17 protein-coding genes and 1 CRISPR repeat array (1 of these 18 only partly in view) are annotated in these 21,256 nt (G+C 70.5%); of the genes, 5 read left to right on the plus strand and 12 right to left on the minus strand.

Translation table 11 applies throughout. From position 1 onward, the window contains the following. Window positions 1-1,641: a CRISPR direct-repeat array (repeat unit 32 nt; unit sequence GTTTCGATCCACGCCTCCGCGCGGGAGGCGAC); it begins 131 nt to the left of the window's first position. A 204-nt stretch (window positions 1,642-1,845) separates the two neighbouring features. From cas2 to V5F61_RS03150, 10 genes are all read right to left on the minus strand, one after another. Then, complete coding sequence (gene cas2 / locus V5F61_RS03105) at window positions 1,846-2,136, minus strand: CRISPR-associated endonuclease Cas2 (RefSeq protein ID WP_393987296.1); 291 nt, start codon at window positions 2,134-2,136, stop codon at window positions 1,846-1,848. Between the two features lie 28 nt (window positions 2,137-2,164). After that, on the minus strand, window positions 2,165-3,199 hold the full coding sequence (gene cas1c / locus V5F61_RS03110; protein WP_393987297.1) for a type I-C CRISPR-associated endonuclease Cas1c: 1,035 nt from the start codon (window positions 3,197-3,199) through the stop codon (window positions 2,165-2,167). Beyond that, a complete protein-coding gene (gene cas4 / locus V5F61_RS03115; protein WP_393987298.1) occupies window positions 3,196-3,837 on the minus strand; it encodes a CRISPR-associated protein Cas4 in 642 nt (213 codons plus the stop codon). The genes cas1c and cas4 overlap by 4 nt, the downstream gene beginning before the upstream one ends. A gap of 308 nt (window positions 3,838-4,145) precedes the next feature. Next, window positions 4,146-5,093: a type I-C CRISPR-associated protein Cas7/Csd2 gene (gene cas7c, locus V5F61_RS03120; protein ID WP_393987299.1), complete on the minus strand. Its 948-nt coding sequence runs from the start codon at window positions 5,091-5,093 to the stop codon at window positions 4,146-4,148. After that, window positions 5,090-6,850: a type I-C CRISPR-associated protein Cas8c/Csd1 gene (gene cas8c / locus V5F61_RS03125; RefSeq protein ID WP_393987300.1), complete on the minus strand. Its 1,761-nt coding sequence runs from the start codon at window positions 6,848-6,850 to the stop codon at window positions 5,090-5,092. The genes cas7c and cas8c overlap by 4 nt, the downstream gene beginning before the upstream one ends. Then, window positions 6,847-7,551 carry a type I-C CRISPR-associated protein Cas5c gene (gene cas5c / locus V5F61_RS03130; RefSeq protein WP_393987301.1) on the minus strand — a complete coding sequence of 235 codons (705 nt, stop codon included), beginning with the start codon at window positions 7,549-7,551 and terminating at the stop codon, window positions 6,847-6,849. The genes cas8c and cas5c overlap by 4 nt, the downstream gene beginning before the upstream one ends. 71 nt (window positions 7,552-7,622) lie before the next feature. After that, a complete protein-coding gene (gene cas3, locus V5F61_RS03135; protein WP_393987302.1) occupies window positions 7,623-9,959 on the minus strand; it encodes a CRISPR-associated helicase Cas3' in 2,337 nt (778 codons plus the stop codon). Between the two features lie 256 nt (window positions 9,960-10,215). Continuing rightward, entirely contained in the window at window positions 10,216-10,734 is a 519-nt protein-coding gene (locus V5F61_RS03140; protein WP_393987303.1) for a hypothetical protein, read from the minus strand. Continuing rightward, window positions 10,731-11,156 (minus strand): DUF3617 domain-containing protein, encoded by a 426-nt coding sequence (locus V5F61_RS03145; protein WP_393987304.1) that lies wholly within the window; start codon window positions 11,154-11,156, stop codon window positions 10,731-10,733. The genes V5F61_RS03140 and V5F61_RS03145 overlap by 4 nt, the downstream gene beginning before the upstream one ends. A gap of 53 nt (window positions 11,157-11,209) precedes the next feature. Next, window positions 11,210-12,178: an OmpA family protein gene (locus V5F61_RS03150; RefSeq protein ID WP_393987305.1), complete on the minus strand. Its 969-nt coding sequence runs from the start codon at window positions 12,176-12,178 to the stop codon at window positions 11,210-11,212. Window positions 12,179-12,290: 112 nt separating this feature from the next. On the opposite strand from V5F61_RS03150, the gene V5F61_RS03155 reads away from it, so the two are divergent. Further along, the gene (locus tag V5F61_RS03155; protein ID WP_393987306.1) at window positions 12,291-13,379 is read left to right on the plus strand and encodes a hypothetical protein; all 1,089 of its coding nucleotides are present in this window, start codon (window positions 12,291-12,293) and stop codon (window positions 13,377-13,379) included. Window positions 13,380-13,770: 391 nt separating this feature from the next. Here V5F61_RS03155 and V5F61_RS03160 read toward each other — a convergent pair whose 3' ends face one another. Then, window positions 13,771-14,751 carry an NAD(P)H-dependent glycerol-3-phosphate dehydrogenase gene (locus V5F61_RS03160; RefSeq protein WP_393987307.1) on the minus strand — a complete coding sequence of 327 codons (981 nt, stop codon included), beginning with the start codon at window positions 14,749-14,751 and terminating at the stop codon, window positions 13,771-13,773. A 3-nt stretch (window positions 14,752-14,754) separates the two neighbouring features. Further along, window positions 14,755-15,825 carry a tRNA (adenosine(37)-N6)-threonylcarbamoyltransferase complex transferase subunit TsaD gene (gene tsaD, locus V5F61_RS03165; RefSeq protein WP_393987308.1) on the minus strand — a complete coding sequence of 357 codons (1,071 nt, stop codon included), beginning with the start codon at window positions 15,823-15,825 and terminating at the stop codon, window positions 14,755-14,757. Between the two features lie 75 nt (window positions 15,826-15,900). Here tsaD and hemC point away from each other — a divergent pair, with 75 nt between their 5' ends. The 4 genes from hemC to V5F61_RS03185 all read left to right on the plus strand — a co-directional run bounded on the left by hemC (window position 15,901) and on the right by V5F61_RS03185 (window position 21,173). Beyond that, on the plus strand, window positions 15,901-16,878 hold the full coding sequence (hemC, locus tag V5F61_RS03170; protein WP_393987309.1) for a hydroxymethylbilane synthase: 978 nt from the start codon (window positions 15,901-15,903) through the stop codon (window positions 16,876-16,878). A 321-nt stretch (window positions 16,879-17,199) separates the two neighbouring features. Continuing rightward, on the plus strand, window positions 17,200-17,898 hold the full coding sequence (locus V5F61_RS03175) for a uroporphyrinogen-III synthase (protein WP_393987310.1): 699 nt from the start codon (window positions 17,200-17,202) through the stop codon (window positions 17,896-17,898). Window positions 17,899-17,982: 84 nt separating this feature from the next. Next, on the plus strand, window positions 17,983-19,491 hold the full coding sequence (locus V5F61_RS03180) for a hypothetical protein (RefSeq protein WP_393987311.1): 1,509 nt from the start codon (window positions 17,983-17,985) through the stop codon (window positions 19,489-19,491). Further along, window positions 19,488-21,173: a heme biosynthesis protein HemY gene (locus V5F61_RS03185; RefSeq protein ID WP_393987312.1), complete on the plus strand. Its 1,686-nt coding sequence runs from the start codon at window positions 19,488-19,490 to the stop codon at window positions 21,171-21,173. Before V5F61_RS03180 ends, V5F61_RS03185 begins: the two co-directional genes overlap by 4 nt. Window positions 21,174-21,256 lie beyond the last annotated feature (83 nt).

The raw sequence follows: 21,256 nt of genomic DNA on the forward strand, positions 1-21,256 counted from the left end.
CTGTTTCGATCCACGCCTCCGCGCGGGAGGCGGCGCTCTCCAATGCCACCGTCAATCGAACCGTATCAGTTTCGATCCACGCCTCCGCGCGGGAGGCGACAGGTCGTCGCTTTCACGGCTCCACTGGAGAAACGGTTTCGATCCACGCCTCCGCGCGGGAGGCGACAGTCTTGCCGCGCCCTGGATCGCCTTCCACTGTCATGTTTCGATCCACGCCTCCGCGCGGGAGGCGACCCGGCTCCGACAAGCTCATCGACCTGGTCTATTCCGTGTTTCGATCCTCGCCTCCGCGCGGGAGGCGACCGCTTCTCGTGAGCTTGCTCCACGACACTGCGCGGGTTTCGATCCACGCCTCCGCGCGGGAGGCGACCCATGCTCGCGCCCGTCCGCGTCACCGCCCCGGCTGTTTCGATCCACGCCTCCGCGCGGGAGGCGACCGAAGAACCTCAATGACGTGCTGGCGGACACGCTGTTTCGATCCACGCCTCCGCGCGGGAGGCGACCCGACATAATGGGAGAGGCTCGCCTTTGCCTTCTCGTTTCGATCCACGCCTCCGCGCGGGAGGCGACCTCACCATCTAGGATGAGGTCAGGGTTGACCTCGAGTTTCGATCCACGCCTCCGCGCGGGAGGCGACCAGCACCGTGGTCGGCCACCGACAGCGCGCCACGTTTCGATCCACGCCTCCGCGCGGGAGGCGACGCGGCGCAAATGGGGCGCTTACACCTGAGGATCAGTTTCGATCCACGCCTCCGCGCGGGAGGCGACTTGCGGGTCACCGTCATCTGGCACCCGAGGTGCTCGTTTCGATCCACGCCTCCGCGCGGGAGGCGACCACAGCGCATCCTCCACCTTCTGCCGGTCGGCGCTGTTTCGATCCACGCCTCCGCGCGGGAGGCGACGCCTCAGGCACCGCCACATCCGGTAGGTCACGCCCGTTTCGATCCACGCCTCCGCGCGGGAGGCGACTTGACCGCGATCTCATAGGCGGCAACCGCTCCCGTTTCGATCCACGCCTCCGCGCGGGAGGCGACGCGCCCATGAGGCTCTGGCCGCCCTTGTAGAGCCGGTTTCGATCCACGCCTCCGCGCGGGAGGCGACTTTGAGGGGCGTGGATGGTATCGGTCGCAAATCGCAGTTTCGATCCACGCCTCCGCGCGGGAGGCGACGCTCCCACCTCGGCCGGCTGACGTAGCAGATCATTGTTTCGATCCACGCCTCCGCGCGGGAGGCGACCGGGGACGGCCGGGAATAAGGGTGTAGTCATCCGGTTTCGATCCACGCCTCCGCGCGGGAGGCGACCAGCCTCGAAAGCCTCACCGCCGCCGTGAACGAGGTTTCGATCCACGCCTCCGCGCGGGAGGCGACGGTTTCGGGGGCGGCGGGCGTGCGCCGGCTTACGCCACGGTTTCGATCCACGCCTCCGCGCGGGAGGCGACTCACATAGTCCGGCGCCCCATCCAGCATCTTCTGGTTTCGATCCACGCCTCCGCGCGGGAGGCGACCGGGAAGTCATCCGGCCGCACCACGAAGCGCTCCCGGTTTCGATCCACGCCTCCGCGCGGGAGGCGACGATCCCCCACGGGCTCCCCAGCGGGCCGCTCTGGGAGTTTCGATCCACGCCTCCGCGCGGGAGGCGACTGCCTTCGGATAACCGTTTCAAATCAGGTTGGAAATGGCGCTATTTCCGCGAACCTCGGGGCGCGGGGCGTTTGAGATCGTTGGGGCTTCAAGGGGCGCGTGGCGGTTTTCAGGCGGTTCAGCGCTTTGCGTGCTGGTGCGAACCTGCCGGGGGAAGCGTGATCGCTTCGGGTTCGCGCCGCTATGGTGGCCTGTGCGCCAGGGTCAGATCACGAGCGGGCCGTTCAGGTCGACGGCCGGCTTCGCGCCCACGTGCTCCACGCGGCGGCGCCAGTCGGCACCGAGAAAATAGTAACGCAGGCTGTCGTGGGCGGGGTCGATGAGGCTTTCCAGCTCAGCCCGCAGCCTGGTCCATTGCGCGGGGTCCACTTCCACCTCGAACACGGAATACTGCACCCGCTGGCCGAAATCCCGGCACGCCTTGGCGACGCGGCGCAGCCGGCGCTCCCCGCCGGGCGTGCTCGTGCGCACATCGTAGGTTACCAGCACCATCATGCGCGGCCTCCCTCAGAGCTTCGCCGGCTCATTTCCAGATCCAGGGCGGATAGGCATCGAGATCCCCGCGCAGGTGCCGCGCCAGGAGCTGCGCCTGCAGGTGGGGCACGAGGCCGAAGGGCGCCTCTTCCTCGATGAAGGGGTGGAGCCGGGTCTCGCGCTTGCGCTCCTGCCAGGCGGTCAGCACCGTGCGGCGGCCATCGTCCGTGAGCAGGACGGCGCCGCCCTCCTTTTCCTCGAAGTCGCGCGCCCGCAGTTGCCGGCGGTTGATGAGGGAGAGGGCGAGGCGATCCGCCAGGATGGGCCTCAGCTCTTCCATGAGATCGAGCGCGAGGCTCGGCCGGCCCGGCCTGTCGCGATGGAGGAAGCCGACCGCGGGGTCGAGCCCGACCCCTTCCGCGGCGCTGCGGCAATCATGGGTGAGCAGGGTGTAGAGGAAGGACAGCACCGCGTTCACGGGATCGCGCGGGGGCCGCCGGCTGCGGCCGCGGAAGCGCAGCGCTTCGTCCGGCGAGCGCACCAGATGGTCGAACACCGAGAAATAGGCGAGCGCGGCCTCGCCTTCCGCCCCGCGCAGAGCGTCCAGCCCCTCCTTCTCGAAGGCGACCCGGCGCAGGATGCGGGCTATTCTCTCCACCATGGCCTCGACAGCGCCGCGCGCCTGGGGCTCCATGTCCGGCCCATAGTCCCTGAGGGCGCGCTGCAGCACCGCGCGCTGGTTGGCGATCTTGCCGGAGACGATGGAGCGGACGATTTCGTCCGGCGCATCGGAGGCCCGGTATTGGGCGCGGCGCAGCAGCACGTTGCCGGAGACCGGCCCCTCAAGCCGCGCGCGGAAGCGGCCCACCCGGTCCAGCAGCACCAGCGCCACGCCGCGCTCGGCCAGCGCTTCCATCAGCGGCGGAGAGAGGAGGATGGCGCCGAAAACCACCACCGAGCCCAGCATGTGGAACGGCACCCGCGCCCGCTCCGCGCCCTCGATGTCCACCACCAGGTTCTCGCCTTCCTTGCGCAAAGCGGCGCCTTCGGTGGTCACGTAGAGCGTGTTCAGGAGCTTTTTCACGGCGTGTCTCCCGCCTGTTCGAGCGCGGCCCCCACGGCGGCGGCGCGGAAGGCGAGGGCGCTGCGCCCGCCAAGCCGCGGCCGGCACAGCTCCACCAGGGAGCAGGAGCGGCAGCGCTCCGCCTTGTACTGGGCCGGGGGCGTGCGGCCGGAGGCGAACAGGGCAGCGAGGGTCGCGGTGGTGTCCTCGGTCAGTTGCCGCAAGCCGGCATCGAACGGCACCACGACCCGGCGCTTGGTCTCTCCATAGAAGAGCGCGCCCTCCGGCACCGGCCGGCCGGTCATCTCCTCCAGGCACAGGGCCTGGGCGCAGAGCTGCACCTCGTCAGCGCGGTGGAGCTTGGCCTTGCCGCGCTTGAATTCCACCGGATAGGGCGTCTCGCCCTCCGGCCCGGCGTAAAACTCCACGAGATCGGCGACGCCGGAGAGATTGAGCCTGCGGCAGGAGAGCGGCAAGGCGGTGACCCGGCGCACCGCCCCGCGGGCGTGGCTGGAGGGCGTGTGGGCCTTTTCGTGCAGCACCCGCCCCTCGGCGGTGAAGCGGTTCTCCTCCCACAGGCGCTCCAGATGGATGAGCGCCGCCTGCCGCAGGCAGAACACCGCATGCTGGAGCGCGGAGAGGGGAATGGGATCGTCCAATGCAGGAAGGTCCAGTGCTGGTGGGCGAAGCTCTTACTTTCTGCGAGGCCAGCGATTGTAGCCGACTTCAGGATCGTTAGAGCGGAGAGCTTGAATAAGCTCCCTTTCCTTCTGTCGTACTTCGGAGTCACTGGCGGTCGTGGAGGACCATATGATCTCCCGCGTTATCGTGAAGGATGTCCGCTCTTCATCGGAGAAGTCGCGAGCGATGTATTCATCGCTCGCGCTTCCAAAATAATTTATGCTGTTTGTCAGATCCATCCCGACATATATTTTACCGTTTGGATACAATATTTTATATATGATCTTCACGGTTCGATGATCTCCACCCCCTCCGGCAAGTCCTCCTTGTCCAAGAGCACCTCGTAATCCTCGAAGCGGCGGGCGGGCGGGTAGTTGGAGAGGCGCTGGTCGTCGATATCGAAGAGATCGCCGTTCACGCGCCGCTTCACGCTCACCCGCTTGAACAGGCGGGAGGCCGCCTCGTTGCCGAGCGCGGAGGCGTGCTTGAAGGCGATCACCCGGCGGGTCTCCATCTCGCCGCGGGCGGCGGAGCGGTCGTGCTCGAACATCACCTTCAGAGCTTCAAACAGGTGGGCGAGGTCCGCCTCGCCGAAGCCGGTACGTTCGGCGAGCTTGGCGTTGACGAAGATGTGGGCCCGGTAGAGGCCGTAGGGCACGATGTGCTTGCGGCCCATGGTGCGGTTCTCGGTGCGCTCGTCGCCGCCCTCCTTCTCGCGGTCCGCCTTCTCCTTCTCGGTGGTGGCGGCCATGCGGGTGATGGAGATTTCAAGCGGCAGGATCTTCTCCACCGAGGAGGCGAAGGTCACCTGCACCGGCCCGCGCACCTGCCCGGCATTGATGCCGGTGCTCATGACAGCGCCGAAGGTGCGGACATCGTAGAAGTTGTCGCACATGAAGGCCGTGAGAGCCCTGCCTTCCGCCTCATCCTTGGGATTGAGCTTGGCGTCCTTGTCGACCTTGGGGTCGTCCTTGCGCACCGCCTTGTAGGCCTCGCGGTGGCGCTGGTTGAGGATGGCGCCTTCCTGCACATAGATGCGGTAGCCGGGCTCGCTGCCCTTGGCGAGCTCCGTGTAGTTGCGGATCTTGCGCTTCAGCGAGACATCGGTGACGAGGCCGGTGCTGGTCTCCGGGTCAATGCGCGGCAGGTTGCCGGCGTCGGGGTCGCCATTGGGGTTGCCGTTGGTGACGTCGAACAGGAACACGATGTCATAGCGGTTGGCGAGCGCGGTCATTGGGCGGCCTCCCCGGCCTCTTCGGTCTCGGGTTTCTCGGGTTTGCGGAAGAAGTCGTTGCGCTGGTGGTAGTAGCCGAGCGCGAACAGGGCCTGGCTGCGGTCGGGCAGGCTGGCGGGATAGGGGTCGGCGCCGGGCTCCATCAGCTCCATGATGGCGCCGATCAGCTTTTCGAGATTGATGCGGCGGCCGGGATTCTGCTTGCCTACCTTGGAAAGGTGGTTGACGGCATGGGCGTCGATGTAAGGAAAGACCTTGCGCGGCTGGGCTGAGGCGGCGCCGTAGAACTTGTCCTTGATGGTGGCATTGATGTTCCGGCCCAGCGCATCTTCCTGCGCCCGCTCGTAGACGGCGAACAGGCGCCCGAGGAGATAGCCGGGGTCCTTGCATGTGAGGTCGAGCGACACGGGCGCCTCCGCCTGGAAGTTCCTGATGAGGACGGATTTGAGGATGCCCACGCGCAGCGCGTTCACGTCGTGGTCGGCGCGCAGGCGGGTGATGATCGAGGACAGGAGCGTGAGCGGGTAGGGCGCGCCGGTGAGGATGGCGCGCATCCATTCGCCAGCGAGGTTGGGCTGGATGTTCTCGGTCTTGCGCAGGCTGGCCGTTTCCACCAGCAGGCGCCACATGGAGGGCGCGGGCTCCTTCGGCGGGGGCTCCACCTTCAGGCGCTCGTGGTGCTCCGCGTAGCGCCGGGCGATGGTGCCGAACTCGTCCTCCACGTAGAAGCGGATGGAGAGGCGCGAGGCATTGGGCGCGAGGCCCAGCACATGGAAGCGCACGCCGGGCGCAAGCGCGGGCTGGAACTCGCCGATGGGCTGTCCCTTCCGCAGCCGCTCAAGGATGTCCGAGACCTTCTGTGCCTCGGTCTTCAGGTCGGGCTCCATGAGGAGCGCAGCCAGTTCGTCCGCCATATCGGCGGAGGCGTCATCCGCGGCCTCGGCCCAGAAGATGGTGGAGGCGTCGCCGATCTGGATGCGGTGGCCGCTGTTGCGCTCAAGAAAATGATTGAGCGCGGTGGTGTAGGCGAAGGCCGCCGCCTCCGACACCGGCGCGTTGTCGCCCTGCTCGTGGCCGTACGAGGTAAAGGCGTCGAGATTGAAGGAGACGATGGAGGCGCCGGAGGATTGCGCGCCCCACACCCCCTTGATGGCCGGGTGCAGCCGCGCCACCGGCGCATGGGCGCCCGTGACGAGGCAGGCGGCCTGCGATTTCTCCCCGTCCGCGGAGAGGCGCGCCCACAGGTCCCGCGCCGCCGGGCGGTCGTGGATGCGGATGTTGTCGAGCCGCTCGCTCTCCAGGGCGAAGACGAGGTTCTGGTCCTTCATCTCCTCCGGCCAGCCCAGCGCCTCGAACTGCTCCGGGGTCCACCAGTCGAGGAAGCGCGCGAAGGCCAGGAGGCCGGCATCGTTCGTTCCGGCGAGCCATTCATGATGCTTGTCGATGAAGGCCTGGTGCTCCAGCGCGGTGCGCTTGCCCTCGCCGGCGGTGATGCCGAGCACATAGGCCGTCTTGTCCCACAGGAAGCTGGGTGCGATGCCGGAGGTGCGCTTGGGCGGCTGGGGCACCGCCATCGGCGGCGCCACCTTCTTCTTGCCCGTGCCCTGCCGCAGGTCGATGGGTGCGCCGTCCGGAATGCCGTCCGCGTTCAGCGAGATCAGGAAGCCGATCCCCACCTGGGAAAAGCCGAAGGCCGGCACCTCTCCCCGCGAGGCCATGCGCTCATAGGCGCGGGCCAGCGCCGCCAGCGCGCTCATCGCAGCACCTCAGGCGAATCCGGTGCTGGCACCTTCAGCACGCCGTCCTTCAGCGTGGCCCGGAAGAACAGCGAGGCGCCGTCGCCCGCGTGGTCGATGTCGTAGAGCATGAAGCCGAGGTCGCGCGGGTGCCCGAAGCCCAGGTCCGGCGTCATGTCCTCCGGCTTTCGGTTCTCGGCCTCTTCCCAGGGGGTATCCGGCTCGATCAGCTCGAAATCGGCGGCGAATTCCCGCGTGCCCAGGCAGGGCTGGTGGAAGCACTGGCCGCGCCGGGCCCGCCGGCTGAAGGTGTCGAGATGCTTGGCGGGGTTGTCGTCCGCCCCCGCGCGGCCAGTCATCTCAAAATGAGCGCAGATGATGTAGGCGACATCCACCAGCACCGTGGCGGCCCGCTGCTGGCGGTTGTCCTCCACCACCAGCGTGAGATTGGAGATGTCGCCGCTCTTCATGGCCGTGGCGATGGCCCGCGACGGTGCCTTGGCGCCCACTTCGTTACGGCGGATGGACTGGAAGCGGGGGCGCTTCAGCACCCGGATCTCGTCCACCACCCAGCGGATCGCCGGCTTCCAGTGGATCGCCTCCAGGATGCCGCGCGCGGCGGAGGGGGTCATCACGTCATAGGAGACGCGCTCAACCTTCATCTCCGGGCGCGTAAAACAGGCCCGCGCGCCGCTGACCTTGAGACGGACACCAAACCCCATCGGCGGGCTCCCGAGGATGCCTTCCCTCTGCGGAAGAGGAATACACGGTTAGGTTGATTCGAGGTTCAGTGCTACAGGATAAAGTCCCCGCCCAGCTCGTCCGCCCGTTCCCATGCGAGGCCGGTTTCCGGGCTGTAGAGGCTGTCCGTCCGCAGCACTGCGAACTGGTCGGCGAAGCCTTCCACGTAGGCGACATGGCCGTTGCGGATCAAGGTGTCTCGGTCTCGGGGTGGCACGCCCACCACATGGCCCTGGAGCCGGCGCGCGGCGGCGCCGGCCGGCATCGCGCCGGCGCGCAGCGCATCGAGGGTCGATCGTGCTTCCGGTGCGCGCGTGATGATCACGGGCGCCATGCCGTCCTCGATCAGGCGGAAGTTCTCCCCCACCGTGCGATAAGCGAAAGCCGTGCTGCCGCCGCTGAGCCCGAAAAGCGACAGCGCGGATTTTCCCACCTTCTGGCCATCGGCATTCGGCACGCTGATGCGGTCCAGCCCGTCCCCCGTTTGCCAGTAGACCTCCTTGAAGTAGTCTTCGATGGCGGTCTTGCAGAACAGGTCGTCGTGTTTCTTCGCCACCCGCTCCATGGCCTGCGCGAAGCGGGCGATCTCGCTGGGGGGCTTTGCGTCGCTGGGCGTGAAGACAATGATGCGGCTCTCCTCCCGGCTCCAGCGCCATTCCCGATTTACCCTGCCGGCGGCCTGGATGATGGAATCGAGCCCCGCCATGGCACGCCACGCGCGGGGGAAGGACACGTCCACCCCCGCTTCGATGAGGCTGGTGGAGATCACCCGGCACGCCTCGCCGCCGATGAGCCGGCGGCGCACTTCGGCGAGGATCTGGCGACGGTCGGCGGCGGTCTGGCGGGTGGAGAGGTGGACGAGGCCGGGCAGCTCCGCCGCCTGCGCCGCCCGGTAGAGATTGAGCGCATGGCGACGGCTGTTGACGATCACGAGGCCCTGGGGGTGGCCCCGCATTTCCTCCACCAGCGCCGGGTCGTCGAGCTTGCCGGGGCGGACCTCGGGCGTCACCCGCCGGAAGGCGGCGTCGAGGCGCTCGGGATCGGGCGCGAGCGCTTGGGTGGTCTTTGAGCAGAAGCCGCCCTTGAAGCGATCGTCCAGCAGGGCCGGCTGGGTGGCCGTGCACAGCACGATGCTGCAGCCGTAGTTGCGCGCAAGCTCGTCCAGCATGGCCACGCAGGGGCGCAGCACGTTGAGCGGGATCACCTGCGCCTCGTCCAGGATGATGACGGCGTTGGCGATGTTGTGCAGCTTGCGGCACCGCGAGGTGCGATGGGAAAAAAGGCTCTCGAACAGCTGCACGTTCGTGGTCACCACGATGGGCGCCGCCCAGTTCTCCATGGCGAGGCGCCGCTTCGCGTCGAGGCGCTGATCGTTGTACACCGCCGCGCCCTCCTCCGGCTCCAGCGCGGAATGGTGCTCCAGGATGAGCTCGTCACCGAGCACGCCGCGGAACACGTCGGCCGTCTGCTCGATGATGGAGGTGAAGGGGATGGCGTAGATGATGCGGTCCATGCCGTGCTGCTTGGCATGCTCCAGCGCGAAGGCGAGCGAGGCCAGCGTCTTGCCGCCGCCGGTGGGCACATCCAGGGTGAACACCCCGCGCGGCAGCGCCGCGCGCTCCCGCACATGGGCGAGAACCTCCTGCCGCAGCTGGTACAGGGGTTCGGCGCGCCGCTCTTCCGGCACGGCGGCGCGCATGGCCTCCATGTGAGCGTCGAACGCGGCGATCAGCGTGTCGATGTGCGCGCCGAGGGGCTGCCAGTCGCGCTCCTTCGCAGGCCCGCCGACGGATTCGTAGAAGCGCTCGGTGCCGATGAAATCCGCATCCACGAGGCAGGAGAACAGCATGCGCCCGAGCGTCGCGAGACGGAAGGCGAGCGCGTCCTTGTCCTTCAGGTCGAGCTTGAAGTTGGCCGGCAGCAGGCTATGCAGGGGCGGCATGGGGAGGTCGCGCCAGGCATCCGCCAGGGCGGGAATCGTGACGCTGGCGCTGTTCAGCCGCCTTTCGAGGGTGGAATCGCCGGCGCCCTGCTTGTCGGGAAGGCCGGCATGGTGCCCGCAGATGCCGTAGGCGAGAAGCTCGGCCACGATCTTGTCGATGAGCGGGGCAGCCTCCGCCGCGCGCATGATGGTGCGCCCGCCCGCGGTGGAATGATCGACGCTCGATCCCTCGCCGCGAATGTAGGCTTGGAAGAGCGGGCTGAACTTGCCGAGGTCATGCAGCAGGCCTGCAAGGTGAGCCGCTGCGGACCCGCCGAACTTGCCACCGTGCTCGGCAGCGAGGCGCGCCACGGTTTCGAGGTGCGCCAGCAGCGGCTCCCAGTCCGCCAGGTCGTTCCGTTCCGTCGAGTGGGCATAGAAGGCGGAAAGGGTGGGCTTTATCGTCATGCGGCGGCCTGCAAGCTCCTGGAGCCGCCCTTCGCCGCCGAAGCCGGGCACCGCCGGCTGCAACGCGAATCGCGAAGAGTGACAACCCATGCGAGCATGCGCGGGTGGCGCCGTCGAGGTGCGATGGTGCGCCCGAGCGTCGCGGGGTCTGGCCCTCCGAAGGCCGGCGAGCTTGGGTCATGGGCTTAACATCAAGCCCCGCGCGGCGCCCTGGCGAACCCGGTATCGCGCCGCTCGCGGAGCGATGCCATTGGGATCAGTCGGCAAGCACCTCTATGAAGCGGCGGGCGACCCAGCCGGTCTTGCAGGGGCCGAGATAGGCGCGGCGATAGGGCTTTTCGGTGGGTGTCGCCTCGCTCACGCGGCAGCGCTCCGCCAGGAAGGGGCCGGAGGCGTTCTCGGGCACGTCGTCATAGATGATGCCGACGAACGTGTCGTCGTTGTGCTCGGGATGGGTGGCGATCACCAGCCGGCCGGGCCCGAGGCGGCCGCGCTCGGCGGCTTTCACCGAAGGAGCCTCGCGCACCGAAAGGAAGCCGTCGCCGCCGGCCTTGAGGCCGGAAACGCGGGCGATGGCGCCGCCTGAATCGATCGGCGTGCCATTGTCCATCGCGGGATTGAGCATCACCATCGGCGGCGCCTTGATCTGCGACGCCGGCAGGGGGGCGGCCGACTGGGCGGCGGCGGGTGCGGCGAGCCAGAAAGCGGTCCAAAAGGCGGCCTGGGCGAGTGCGACCGCCAGGGTTTGCGCCGGCGCGCGCCGGGGCTGGCTCACGGGCACGGCCCGATGCGCTTGCCGCGCTGGACCAGAGTCATCGGCGGGTTGCCCGCGTTGGACATGGTCACCCGGCCTTCCATGGTGGTGCCGCGGTAGAAGAACTCGGCGGTCTGCTCAAGGGCGCCGCAGGTCTGGCGGAAGGTGACGCGCTCGGCCTCCGCCGTGACATCCTGGATCTTGCAATCCAGGCCTTCCGCGAGGATCGCCTTGCGGATGTCGTCGGCGGACCCGCGGGCGGTTCCCGCCATCGTCGCATCGATGCATCGCGTGGCGACGATCCATTGGCCGGGACCGTTTCCGCCGTCGCTGGCGGTCTGCGTTTCCCACAGGCCGGGCTCCATGCGCTCCTGCGCCAGCGCGGCGCAGGGGGCGAAGCAGAGGGCGAGAACGAGGACGGGAGAGGCCAGAATACCACGCATGCTCATGTCTCCTGGATGGGAAGGCGGCGGTGCGACGCTGCGGGGGATGCGTATCACCGCTTCACGAGCTCCACGCGGCGGTTCCTGGCCCGGCCCGCCTCGTCCTCGTTGGGTGCGACGGGCGACGCCATGCCGGCTCCGAACGGCGTGAGCCGGGCGGCGGCGATGCCCTGGCGCTTCAGGTCCTCCACCACCGCGGCGGCGCGGCGGCGGGAGAGGTCCACATTGTAGTCGAATGCGCCCTTCGCATCGGTGTGGCCGGTGACGACCACGGAGATGGACGGATCGGCCTTCAGGAACTTGGCGATCTCGTCGAGGGTGGGGCGCGATTCCGGCTTGATCCCGGCGCTGTCGAAGTCGAACAGGATGCCGTAGAGCGCCACTCGGCCTTCGGCGGTGAGCGCCCTGGCCATGGCGTCGGCGTCGATGAAGGCGATGCGCCCGGTCTCGATCGGCTTCTCCTCCACCGCGATAACACGCACCAGGGGTCCGCCCTTGTTCTCACCCACATAGACGCCCGCATAGACATTGCCCGTGGGGCGCTCGGCGCGGGCGAGCAAATAGCGCACGCCCTCGCCGTAGCGGTAGTTTATGGCTCCGTCGCCGGCGAAGGTGCTCATGCGGTAGGGGCTGCCGATGCCCTTGATGCAGCTCGCGTTGCCACAGGAATAGAGGATTTCGAACCCCTTCGATTTCAGGGAGTCCTCGTAGTTCTTGATGATCTCCAGTCCGGAGCGGCCCTTCGGCGCGTCGTAGCGGATGCGCGTGACCTTGCCTTCCAGCTTGATCGAATTGCGATCAGTGAACGTCTCGCCCTCGGCGCGGATGTCGACAGGCGCGTTGATGAGCCGCTGCTCGTCGAAGGCGAGGGCTTCGTAGGCAATGATTTCCGATCCTTCGTAGCGGCCTACGAGCGGATGGTCCTTGGAGCCGGGCACGTCCTTTGCGGCCGCCGGCGCGCCGGCAAGGAAGGCGGCGAGCAGGCAAAGGAGGGGCCCGAGGGTGCGGCGCTGCTTCAGCATCGAAGCTGGCTCCTCGCGGGAATGAGGTGTCAGACCGGTTTACAGCGCCCCCCGGCCGCGCGAAATTCCCCCGCCGGGGAGTGATTGGCCACGCTCTCGGCGGAAGGGGGGCATGGTGGTCAGACGTGTCTCCAAGCGAAGATGGCATGACCTGGAGCTGATCTGCTCGACAGGGGTCGGCATTGCGGCCATCGCGCCCCATGTCAGCCGCACCCTGCGGGAGATCGTCGGCGCCGACGCCGGCGCTATCTTCTGGATGGACGCGCAAGGCCTGCCCACCGGCTTCTTCCACGAGGATACCCACGCCGGCGCCCGCGATCTCTTCGCCAACGCCTTCGAGCGCCTCTTCCTCGGCGAATCCGAGCTCAACGTGGCGACCCTGGCGCGCAGGAGCGGCGCCGATGCCGGGCACCTCCTCGCCCCGCCGCCGAGCTATTGGAAGTCCAACACCTTCAACCTTCTGGTGCGGCCCAGCGGGCACCATCACGCCATCGACCTCAGGATCGATCACGAGGGTGTTCCCCGCGCGGTGGTGCTGCTGTTCCGAGTGCGGCGCCGACCGTTCGACGAGGCGGACCTGGCGCTCCTGCGGCTGTCGGCCGGCCTGCTGCGCCGGGCTTTCGTGGAAGCGCCGGGCTCCGACCGCTGGACCTCGCGCGCGCCGCCGGCACACCTGCTCGTGGACCGGGCCGGCGGCAGGCTGCTCTTTGCCTCGGCTTCCGCCCACGCTCTGCTTCAGGAGGGCAACCATGTCGCCCAGGGCGTCCCCGCGACCGGCCCCCTGAGCGCGCCGCCGGCCTTCGCCGCCGTCCTCTGTGCTCGGCTCGGCGCGGAGGCGCGGCCACGGCTGGAACTGCCCTCGCCGAATGGGCGGCTGGTGGTGGTGGCGGAGGAGCTGGCGGCCCCCGCCGAGGGGCGGGCGGTGCTGCTGACGTTGCAGCCGCAGACGCCGTTCCGGCTGGGGCTCGTCGAGCGCATCCTGGAGCAGGACGTGTCGCCCAAGCAGAAGACCCTGCTTCTGGCGGCCGCCTCCGGCGCCTCGCGCACGGAGGCGGCGCGGCTGGCGAGCACCAGCCCCGAGGCCATGAAGAAGCACCTGCTCGCCATCTTCGCCGCCACCGGCGCGCGCTCCTGGATCGATCTCGGCCGCATGTTCGGGGCCGGGGAGGCGGCGGCGGAACATGATGCGGCGGGCCGCTGACTGATCGCGGCGGACCCGGCCGGCGTGGTGCGCGCCAAGTCGCATCCGGACCGCTTCCAAGCCTCATGCTGAAGGTCCGTGAGGCTCTCCCACGGGCGGTTGGTCAAGCCCGTGCGGCATTCGGGCGAAAGCCACGCGCCGGTCAAAGGTGCGGCTTCTGTTCTGGCTTGCCGGGGTCGGGGCCGGGACAGGGCGACGCGCTTGCCGGTCCTCGCCCGTCGTGGGCTCGGCCTATGCCGGGGGGCGCGCGCCTGCTGGCCGTGCCGGTGGTCGTTGCCCCGGTCTCAATGTTCCGCCTTCTGCTGGCGATGCGCGAGCCGGGTGCCGGACGCACGGGCTTGCCGTCTCGACGCTCCCGGCCCGGCGCCAGAGTGGCCGCCGCGTGCGGCTCTCAGCGCTCCGCCTTCTGCGGACGGGCCATGAGGGCTTCGATGGCGGCGTCGATGGAGAGCCGCTCGCGCAGCACCGCGTCCACCGCCGCGCTCACGGGCATCTCCACAGCCTGCGCCGCAGCCATCTCCACCAGCACGCCGGCGGTGAAGGCGCCTTCCGCCAGCTTGTCGGGCGTCGCGCTGCCGGCGCCCAGGGCGGCGCCGAAGGCGAAGTTGCGGGACTGGGGGCCGGAGGTGGTGAGGATCAGGTCGCCGAGGCCGGAAAGGCCGGTCATGGTCTCCGGCCGCCCGCCGTAGGCCTTCGCGAACCGCGTCAGCTCGGCGAAGCCGCGCGCCACCAGGGCCGCGCCCGCGCTGGCGCCGAGCCGGCGCCCGGCCACGATGCCGGCGGCGATGGCCAGCACGTTCTTGGTGGCGCCGCCGATCTCCACGCCCCGCACGTCGGTGGAGAAATAGAGCCGGAGCGTGGAGGAGCCCAGGGCGTCGCACAAGGCGCGCGCCAGCGCCTCGTCCGCGCTCGCGAGGGTGACGGCGGTGGGCAGGCCGGCGGCCACGTCGCTCGCGAAGCTGGGGCCGGAGAGCACGGCGGGGATGGCGGTCGGCGCCTCGGCGGCGATCACCTCGGTGATGAAGGCCCGGGTACCGCGCTCGATGCCCTTGGCGCAGGAGACGACGGGCGTGCCGCGCGTGAGCAGCGGCGCCAGCTCGCGCGTCACGGCGCGGCACGCCTGCGCCGGCACCACCAGCAGCACGGCATCGCATTCCGCCGTCAGGGCGAGGCTGGCGGTGGGCGTCACGCCCGGATCGATGGCGATGCCGGGCAAGGCGCGGCGGTTCTTGCGCCGGGCGAGCATGTCGGCCACCTGGAAGGCGTCGCGCGCGTAAAGGCGCACCTGCCGGCCGGCGCGGGCGGCGGCATTGGCGAGGGCAGTGCCCCAGGCACCCGCGCCCACCACGCCGATGGTCTGGAAGGAAGCCACGGCTCAGGCCCGCGCGTGGGCCGAGGCGGCGGCCGCGGGATCGAGCGGCCAGCGGGCGCGGGGGCTCACCTCCAGCGTGTCCTGCAGCCCGCGGGAGAGGCGCTCGGCGCCGGCCCAGGCAATCATAGCGCCATTGTCGGTGCACAGGTTCGGGGCGGGCATGGCGAAGCGGGTGTTGAGCTCGGCCGCCTGGCGGGCGAGGGCGGTGCGGATGGCGCCGTTGGCCGCGACGCCGCCGGCCACCACCAGCGCCGTGGGCCCGCGCCCCAGCCGGTCACGGAAGGCGCGGGCACCGGCCTTCACCCGGTCCACGATCACCTCCACCACCGCCGCCTGGAAGCCGGCGCACAGGTCCGCCACGTCGTCGTCGGTGAGGGGGGCGAGCTTCTCCGCCTCCAGCCGCACGGCGGTCTTGAGGCCGGAGAGGGAGAAATCGGGCTCGCGCCGGCCCAGCATGGGGCGGGGGAAAGCGAAGCGGGCGGCGTGGCCCTGGGCGGCCTGGGCCTCCACCTGCGGGCCGCCGGGGTAGGGCAGGCTCAGCATCTTGGCCACCTTGTCGAAGGCCTCGCCCACGGCGTCGTCCAGCGTGGTGCCGAGGCGGGTGTAGCGGCCCACGTCCTCCACCGCCAGAAGCTGGGTGTGGCCGCCGGAAACCAGCAGCAGGAGGTAGGGAAAGGCCACCCCATCGGTGAGGCGGGCGGTGAGGGCGTGGGCTTCGAGGTGGTTCACGGCCACCAGCGGCTTGCGGGCGGCGAGGGCGATGGCCTTGGCCGTGGTGAGCCCGACGATGACCCCGCCGATGAGACCCGGCCCCGCGGCCGCCGCAACGCCCGAGAGCTCGGAGAAGGAGAGATTCGCCTGCCGCATGGCCTCGGCGATCACGTGGTCGAGGATCTCCACATGGGCGCGGGCGGCGATTTCCGGCACCACGCCGCCATAGGGCGAGTGGATGGCGATCTGCGAGCGGATCACGTTCGAGCGGATGGCGCTGGCGCCGGTGGGCGAGCGCGACACCACGGCGGCGGAGGTCTCATCGCAGGTGGTCTCGATGCCGAGAACGAGAAGATCCGCCAAGTTGCCCCCGCTTTCCGCGCTGCGCCGGAACGCCGCTCTACCCCGATTTGATTCCTGCGCGCATTGTACGCGCCCATGAGTGCAGACACGAACACCCAAAAGCGCCATTCCTCAGGCATTTCCGCAGATGCGTCCGCGCCGCGGCTCACCATCGGCACCCGTGGTAGCCCGCTGGCGCTGTGGCAGGCCCATGCGGTGCGCGCGGCCCTCGCGGCGGCCCTCGGCCGGGCGGAGGAGACCATCGCGGTCGAGATCATCCGCACCACCGGCGACACCATCCAGGATCGCGCGCTGGCGGAGGCGGGCGGCAAGGGCCTCTTCACCAAGGAGATCGAGGATGCGCTTCTCGAGGGGCGCATCGATCTCGCGGTGCATTCGGCCAAGGACGTGGCGACCGTGCTGCCAGAGGGCCTGCACCTTGCCGGCTACCTGCCGCGCGCCGATGTGCGCGACGCGCTCATCCTGAAGCGCGGCGCCAGCCTCGACGATCTCGCCCCCGGCGCGAAGGTGGGCACCGCCTCCCTGCGCCGTGCGGCGCAGATGAAGCGCCTGCGGCCAGACCTGAAGGTGGAGCTGCTGCGCGGCAATGTGCACACCCGCCTCGCCCGCGTGCGGGAAGGGGATTTCGACGCCACCCTGCTGGCGCTCGCCGGCCTCACCCGGCTCGGCCTCGCCCATGAGGCGGGCGCGGTGCTGGAGACGCGTCATTTCCTACCGGCGGTGGGGCAGGGGGCGGTGGCCATCGAGTGCCGGGTGGCGGATACGCCGACCAACGCCGCCATCGGCGCCATCGCCTGCCGCGACACCGGCATCGCGCTCGATGCCGAGCGCGCCTTTCTGGCCGCGCTCGACGGCTCGTGCCGCACGCCCATCGCCGGGCTCGCGACGGTGGAAGGGGGGCGCGTGCGCCTCTCCGGCCTGGTGCTGGCGCTCGACGGCACGGACGCCGCCGAGGCCGAGGAGAGCGCTCCCGTCGCGGAGGCCGCCGCCCTCGGCGCGCGCTGCGGCGCGCGGCTGCGGCAGAGCGCGCCCGCCCGCGCCCTTGGGCTCTAGGGCATTTTCAGGCGAAGTGGATGCCGGTTCGCATGAAGAACATGCGTGGTTTCAATAATCTGGAACGATTGCCGCGCGCCGGTGCGGGCGGCAAACGCTTTGGAGCATATGCGGTGAATATCCACTCACCGAACGTGCTCTAGCCCTTTGCTGCGCCGCAAATCCGGATGCAGAACCGCTGCACGCTTTTGCCGGATTTGCTTTAGCTGCACGATGAAACGCATCCTCGCGCGGTGGGCCTGCCCGCGCGGCGTGGGGGTGCCCTCGGAGCGGAATGTCGCTCCATCCGCGTGCCGGCCAGAGTGAACGGGACATGACGCCATGCACTTCCTGATTACCCGCCCGGAGCCCGCCGCGAGCCAGACCGCGGAACGCCTGCGCAAGCTCGGCCATGAGGCGACGGTGGACCCCATGCTGCGCATCGCGCCCACCGCCGCGCCGCTGCCGGCGGGGCCGTTCGATGCGGTGGCCTTCACCTCCATCAACGGGGTGAAGGCGTTCGCGGCCCATCCGGAGGGGCGGGGCCTGTTCCACCTGCCGGCATTCGCGGTGGGCACACGCACCGCCAAGGAAGCGCGGGCGGTGGGCTTCCATCACGTGACAGATTGCGCGGGCGATGCCGATGCTCTTGCCGGCCGCCTTGCGCAGGCACTGCCGGAGGGCGCGCGCGTGCTCAACCCGGCCGGCGAGGACCGCGCGGCGGACCTCGCCGAGCTGCTGACGGCGCCGGGGCTGGAGCTGGTGCTCACCATCATCTATGCCGCCGAGCCGGCGGACGCCCTCTCGCCCGAGGCGCGGGCCGCGCTGGAGGCGGGGCGCGTCGATGCCGCCCTTCATTTCTCCCAGCGCACCGTGAAGACCCTTCTCGCCTGCGTGGCGGCGGCGGGGCTCGGCAGCCGGCTCGCGGGGGTGCGGGAGTTCTGCCTGTCCGAGCAGGTGGGCGGGCCGCTGGTGAAGGCCGGCTACCCCATCGAGGCGGCGTCCGCGCCCAATGAGGACGCGCTGTTCGCGTTGTTCTGATCGCGCTGCGGCGGCCGAAGGTTGCGATGGATCGCCGGGCGGTCTATCGGGAGAAAAAGGCGGATCGACCCCACGAGGAGGCCCATGGCGAGCGACAATCCCAATGCGGCCGGCGGTTCATCCCGTCGCCCCCGCACTCCGCCGACCCTCGACCTGAAGGCCGAGGAGGTGCGCGCCGAATCCGGCAGCGAAGCCACGCCCCCTGCCCAGGCCGCCAGCGAGACGGCCGCCAAGGCTCCCGCCGAGGGGACCGGGCCTGCCGCGCCCGGCCCCGAATCACCGGCTTCCGGCGCTGAGGCGCGCGTTGGCGCCGCGCCCGCCGCCGAAGATGCCGGCACGGCCGGGGCGCCGGAAGGCGCTCCCTCCGATGCTGTGACGCAGCCCGAAGCCGCTTCGGCGCCGGAGCCCGTCGGCCCGGATGCTTCGAGCCAGGATGCCCAAGGCCCGGCAGGTCCGCTTCCGCAGGCGCCGCGCCGGGGCGGGGCCGGAACGGTTGTCGCGGCCCTGGTGCTGGGGGCTCTCGCCGGCGGCGCGGCCGGTGGCGGCGTCTTCTATTACCTCGCTCAGAACGCGCCACGACCGCAGGCGGTGGACCTTTCCCCGCTCGCCGCCCGCATCGCGGCGCTGGAGGCCCGCCCAGTGGCTGATGCCGCCGCCCTCGCGGCTGTGCGGCAGGGCCTGAGCCAGGCGGATGCGCGCGTCTCGGCCCTCGACACCGCCGTTTCCGGGCTCAAGGCGGCCCCGGTCGCCACTACGCCCGCTGCGCCGAACGTGGACGCGCTGAAGGCGGCCCTCGGCAAGACTGATGGCGCCGTTTCCGATGTCGCCGCCCGGGTGGCCGCGCTGAAGACCAGCCAGGACAGCCTGAAATCCGCCCAGGATGCCCTTCAGTCCGCCATTGCAGCCGCGGCCTCCGCCGCACAACAGGCGCAGACGCAGGCGCAGCAGGCCCAGACTCAGGCGCAGGTGCTCGGCCCCCGGCTCGACGGGCTCGGCAGCCATATCGATGCGGTGCGCAAGGAAGCCGCCGATGCGGCCACCGCTGCCGCCGCGGTCAACCGTGGCGCGGCCTCCGTGCTGGTGCTCGGCACCCTGAAGCAGTCCGTCGATGCCGGCCGCCCGTTCGCGCCTGAGCTGGACGCCGCCCGCGCCCTGCTGGGGCCGCGCGCGGCGGCGCTGGAGCCGTTCGCTGCCACGGCGCAGGCGGGCTTTCCGCCCCTGCCGAAGCTGGCCGACCAGCTCGCCCGCGCCGGCGGCGCCGCCATCGACGGCCTCACACCGGCGCCCGAGGCGGCGCCGGCGGATGCCTCGCTGGTGACGCGCTTCCTCGCCAGTGCCCAGAGCCTCGTGAAGGTGCGCCCCGCCGACAGCGTGGACCCGGAGAGCCTGCGCGGCCTCCTCGACCGCGCAGTGGCCGCGGTGCGCCTCGGCGATATCGCGGGCGCGCTTGCCGCCCTGAAGCAGCTTCCGCCCCCAGTGCAGGAGAAGCTGGCCGCCGTGACGGCCGAGCTCGACGCCCGCCGCCGCGCGGCCGAGGCCGCCACCACGCTCTACCAGCAGGCCCTCGCCGCCATTTCGGGGAAGACGCCGTGACCCGCCTCGTCATCATCCTCGTCGTTCTCGCCGGCCTGGCCTTCGGCGCCTCCTGGATCGCCGACCGGCCGGGCGAGATTTCCGTCGTCTGGCAGGGCTGGCGGGTGGAGACCACAGTGCCGGTGGCGCTTGCCGTCATCGCTGTGGTGACCGGCGTGATGCTCGCCATCTGGCGGCTGCTCGCTTTGCTCATCGCCTCGCCGAAGCTGCTGGCGGCGCTGTCGCGGCGCAAGCGGCGCGACCAGGGTCTGAAGGCCGTGAGCCGGGGCCTGCTCGCCATCGGCTCCGGCGATGCCGCCACCGCCCGCAAGGCGCGGGCCGAGGCGGCGCGGCTGCTGCCGCACGAGCCGCTCACCCACCTTCTCACCGCCCAGGCCGCCCAGTTCGACAACGACCCCGAGGCCGCCATTGCCGCCTTCACGGCCATGGCCGCGCGGCCGGAGACGCGCCTTCTGGGCCTGCGCGGCCTGCACATGGAGGCGCGCAAGGCGGGCGACCGCGCCGCCGCCGCCACCATCGCCGCCGAGGCCGTGGCCGACGCGCCGACACTGGGCTGGGCGGCGGATGCCGTCATCGAGGCCCACTGCGCGGCCGGCGACTACCGCGCCGCGCGCACAGTGCTGGAGCGCCAGATGGCGCAGAAGGGCATTGACAAGGCCCAGTATCGCCGCCGCCGCGCAGTGCTGCTGACCGCCGAGGCCCTGGCGCTGGAGCATTCCGACCCGCTGGTGGCGCGCGAGCTGGCGCAGGAGGCGGTGCGCCTCGCGCCCACCCTGGTGCCTGCGGCCGCCTGCGCTGGCCGGCTCATGGGCGCCGCCGGGGAGCTGAAGAAGGCGGCGAAGATCGTCGAGACCGCCTATGCCGCCAACCCGCATCCCGAGCTGGCGGAGGTGGAAGCGCACCTGCGCCCCGGCGATGCCGCCCTCGACCGGCTGCGGCGGGTGCGGATGCTGGCCGGCAAGGCGCCCGGCCATGTGGAAAGCGCCATCGCGCTCGCCCGCGCCGCCCTCGACGCCCACGAATATGACGAGGCCCGCCGCACCCTGGAGCCGCTGCTGGAGGCGCCCACCCAGCGGGTGTGCCTGCTGATGGCCGAGCTGGAGGCCGCCGAGAACGGCGACGTGGGCAAGGCCCGCGAGTGGACCGCCCGCGCCGTGCACGCCGATCGCGATCCGGCCTGGATCGCCGACGGGGTGGTTTCCGATCACTGGCGGCCCATCTCCCCTGTGACCGGCCGGCTCGATGCCTTCACCTGGGCGGTGCCGCCCGGTGTCTTGGCGGCGCCGATCCTGGAGCACGGCGCGGAGCGGGTCATGGCCGCCATCGCCGCTGTGCGCGCCGGGGAGCAGGCCAAGGCGCTGGCGGAGGCCGCCGCCCGCGCGGCGGAGAGCGGGGCGCTTCACGGCGCGGCGCCGGCCGCCGACCCTATGGGCGCGGTGGACGGCCTCGGCGGGGGTAAGCCCTTGGCGGAAGATCATCCGGCGGACAAGCCGGCGGCGGACCTTCATGCCGAGGACCGCCCGGCCGAGCCGGCGGGCGGGGAGGCCCCCGCCGCCGAGGCTCAGCCGCGCCGGCGGACTGCCGCTCCCATCGTCGCCATGCCGCCCCTGCCGGATGATCCCGGACTGGGCACCGACGAGCCGGAGCCATCTGCGCCCAAGCGCCGTTTCTTCGGTATCTGATGCCGTTGGCGCCGGTTCCGCTGAAGCGCCGCGCGGGGCTTGAGCGGGGGTCCATGACGACCACCGGCTGATGAGGAAAGCAC

The organism is Xanthobacter sediminis (genome assembly GCF_043195015.1).
In the GTDB taxonomy this organism is placed as follows: Bacteria; Pseudomonadota; Alphaproteobacteria; order Rhizobiales; family Xanthobacteraceae; genus Xanthobacter.